The sequence below is a fragment of the Microbacterium umsixpiens genome, assembly GCF_053543675.1.
Window position 1 is genome coordinate 4,555 of sequence record NZ_JBLVOH010000149.1, and the last position, 3,230, is coordinate 7,784.

General features: G+C 67.4%; 3 protein-coding genes. 1 reads left to right on the forward strand and 2 read right to left on the reverse strand.

Going from position 1 to position 3,230, the window contains the following annotated elements; genetic code table 11:
• Positions 1-19 precede the first annotated feature (19 nt).
• Entirely contained in the window at positions 20-1,183 is a 1,164-nt protein-coding gene (locus ACNPM4_RS14645) for an acyl-CoA dehydrogenase family protein (RefSeq protein WP_105710799.1), read from the reverse strand.
• A 153-nt stretch (positions 1,184-1,336) separates the two neighbouring features.
• Positions 1,337-2,266 carry a M15 family metallopeptidase gene (locus tag ACNPM4_RS14650; protein ID WP_448986128.1) on the reverse strand — a complete coding sequence of 310 codons (930 nt, stop codon included), beginning with the start codon at positions 2,264-2,266 and terminating at the stop codon, positions 1,337-1,339.
• A 74-nt stretch (positions 2,267-2,340) separates the two neighbouring features.
• Here ACNPM4_RS14650 and ACNPM4_RS14655 point away from each other — a divergent pair.
• A partial coding sequence (locus tag ACNPM4_RS14655) for an Rv2578c family radical SAM protein (protein ID WP_448986129.1) occupies positions 2,341-3,230 on the forward strand: 890 nt, incomplete at its 3' end.

Consider the following 3,230-nt stretch of genomic DNA (forward strand, 5'->3'; position numbering starts at 1 on the left):
GCCTCTCCAGAGCCGTGCGTCAGCGCTTGCCGGCGATCTGACGACCGACGAGATCGCGCATGATCTCGTTCGTGCCGCCGTAGATGCGGTGCACCCGAGCATCGGTGAAGGCGCGGGCGATCGGGTACTCCATGATGTAGCCGTAGCCACCGTGCAGCTGCACGCCCGTGTCGAGCACCTCCCACTCGCGCTCGGTAGCCCAGAACTTGACCTTCGCCGCGTCCTCGGCGGTGAGCGTGCTGTTCTTGTAGGCGAGCAGCGCGCGGTCGATGTACGCCCACATCGCATCGGTGGTCGCCGCCATGTCGGCGAGCCGGAAGCGGGTGTTCTGGAAGTCGGCGATGCGCTCGCCGAACGCCTCCCGGTCCTTCGTGTAGGCGACGGTCCAGTCCAGAGCGGCCTGCGCAGCTGCGGCCGCGGCAACGCCGATCGAGAGACGCTCGAGTGGCAGGTTCAGCATCAGCTGGATGAAGCCCTGGCCCTCCTTGCCGCTGATGAGGTTCTCGTCGGGGACGAACACGTCGGTGAAGCTGAGCTCGGCCGTATCCCAGCCATGGAAGCCCATCTTGCTGAGCTTCTTGCCCTGGTCGAAGCCCTCCATGCCCTTCTCGACGAGCAGCAGGCTGAAGGCGTCAGGACGGTTGCCCTCACCGGTCTTGACGAAGGTCACGACGACGTCGGCTGTCGTGCCCGAGGAGATGAAGGTCTTCGCGCCGTTGAGGATGTAGCCGCCGTCGACCTTCTTCGCGTTGGTCTTGATGCCGCGGAGGTCCGAACCCGCTCCCGGGTCGGTCATGGCGAGTGCGCCGAGCACTTCACCCGTGGCCATCCGGGGCAGCCACTTCTCCTTCTGCTCCTGCGTTCCCATGTGCACGAGGTACGGCACGGCCAGGTCGTCCTGGATGCCGAAGGCGCCTGCGAGCGAGCCGGCACCCGCGGCGATGACCTCCTCCATGACGACCGTGCGGAAGCGGTAATCCTGCAGCATCCCGGCACCGCCGAACTCCTCGGGAACCGACAGTCCGATCAGTCCTGCCTCGCCGGCAGCCAGCATGGTCGCCCGGTCGATCTCACCCGCGGCGTCCCACTTCTCGATGGCCTCGCCTGTCACGTGGCGCTTGACGAAGTCCTTGACCAGGTCCCGGAATGCCTCGTGATCCTCGTCGTAGATGTCGCGTTCCATGCCGTCCTCCTGAACGTATCGTGCATCGTTGCTCCGGCGATTCTACGTGTCGGGCACCGCCTCGGACAGGACGTTGTGAGAATGCATCCCAAACATCGTGACACTGGGTACCGCGGTTGTCGGATGCCGCAGATCGGGTTCGTGACGACCGCGTCAGTGCGCGTAATCGGGGGCGGCCGGGAGTCCGAAGAACTCCTCCAGCGTGTGGAATCCGCCGTCGTGGTACGCGGCGGCGAGGTCGATCCCGACGTAGCGGAGGTGCCACGGCTCGGGCGCGTAGCCGGTCACCGGCGTGCCCACCTGCTCGTACCGCACGATGAACCCGTACTCCCACGCGTGCGCCGCGACCCAGTCGCTCTGCGCGGTGCCGCCGAAACCGTCGAGACCGCCGCAGTTCGAGCCGCACGCGACGACGTCGAGGGCGAGCCCGGTCTGGTGCTCGCTGTGGCCGGGGCGCGCCGAGCCGGCATCCGCCTGCCCCTGACCCTGGGATCGCACGTGGGAGTCGTAGGTCGTGACCTGCAGCCCGTACGACCGGTAGCCGTTGTTGGCACCGATGCGCCCTACACCGGCAGCATCCGCCGCGTCGGCCATCTGCCCGACGGCGACCGCGACATCGGTCCGCACCCGGCCCGAGGGCGTCGTCATCTGCAGCGGCACGGAGTCGAGCGCCCCGGGCTCGTAGTCCGCAGGCTTCAGCGGGAGGCTCTTGTTCACGACGACCCAGACCCGCGCCGGATCGCGGAGCGAGATACAGGGGGCGTTACCAGCCACCACGGCCTCGCGGAAAGCCGCTCCCCCGCCGAAGCCCGCGACCGTGGCCGCGTCGTCACCGGCCTGGACGGCCTGCTGTACGGCGGGGTCAGAGCACGGGTCGGCGGCCGTCGTCGCTCGGACCTGCACGGTCGGCACCTGCATCACGGCGACCGGTTCCGGCATCGCGGCAGCTTCCGGCGACGCCGCCGGCACGGAGGCGATCGAGAGCAGCATCCCGAGCGCGGTCACGGCGACGCCGATCGGGAGTGCGGGTCCGCGGATCGGGGACCGCGGAGCCGCATGCTGAGCGTGCGGCGAGAAGGGCATTGGTCCATCTTCTCATTCGAAGATATCTCGCATTATGACTTGCGTTAAGATCGTCCTTCTGTTCGAATGTTCAGATGCGGTGGAAGGGACAGAAGCTCGGCGAGACGGATGCAGCGGCGCTGCCCGGGCTCGAAGACCGATCGAGCGTGCTGCGGTCGGTGACCACCCCTGAGTTCGCCGGGATGACGTTCCACGAGGTGCTGTCGAAGTCGGCCCTGAACCACGTTCCCGGCGCCTCGCGCATGCCGTTCGCCTGGACCATCAACCCCTACCGTGGATGCAGTCATGCCTGCGTTTACTGTTTCGCCCGCGGCACGCACGAGTACCTCGACCTCGACGGCGGATCGGACTTCGATTCGCAGATCGTGGTCAAGGTGAACGTGGTCGAGGTGCTCGAGAAGGAGTTGCGGCGCGGCAGCTGGCAGCACGAGACTGTGGCCCTCGGCACCAACACCGACCCGTATCAGCGGGCCGAGGGGCGCTACAAGCTCATGCCCGGCATCATCGAGACGATCGCCGCATCCGGCACCCCGATGTCGATCCTCACCAAGGGCACGCTCATCCGCCGCGACATCCCCCTGCTCGTGAAGGCCGCGCAGCGCGTGCCCGTCGACGTGCAGATGTCGATCGCCATGTACGACGACGAGCTGCAGAAGGCCATCGAGCCTGGAGCCCCGACCACGCAGGCGCGGCTCGATACGGTGCGTGCGCTGGCGGATGCCGGGTTCCCTGTCACGGTGTTCCTGATGCCGATCATGCCGCACATGACCGACTCGCTCGAGGCGATCGACAGTGCCCTCGTGCGCATCAAGGAGGCGGGAGCGCGCACCGTGATCTACGGAGCACTGCATCTGCGACCCGGCGTCAAGCCGTGGTTCTTCGAGTGGCTCGGCGCCAACCGTCCCGACCTGGTGTCGTCGTATCGCGGGCTCTATCCCGGCGCCTCGGCCGAGGCCCCGAAGGG

What these genes read in the sequence shown, in the direction of transcription:
- ACNPM4_RS14645 (WP_105710799.1), bottom strand. Translation starts at nt 1,183, where the DNA reads ATGGAACGCGACATCTACGACGAGGATCACGAGGCATTCCGGGACCTG.
- ACNPM4_RS14650 (WP_448986128.1), bottom strand. Translation starts at nt 2,266, where the DNA reads ATGCCCTTCTCGCCGCACGCTCAGCATGCGGCTCCGCGGTCCCCGATC.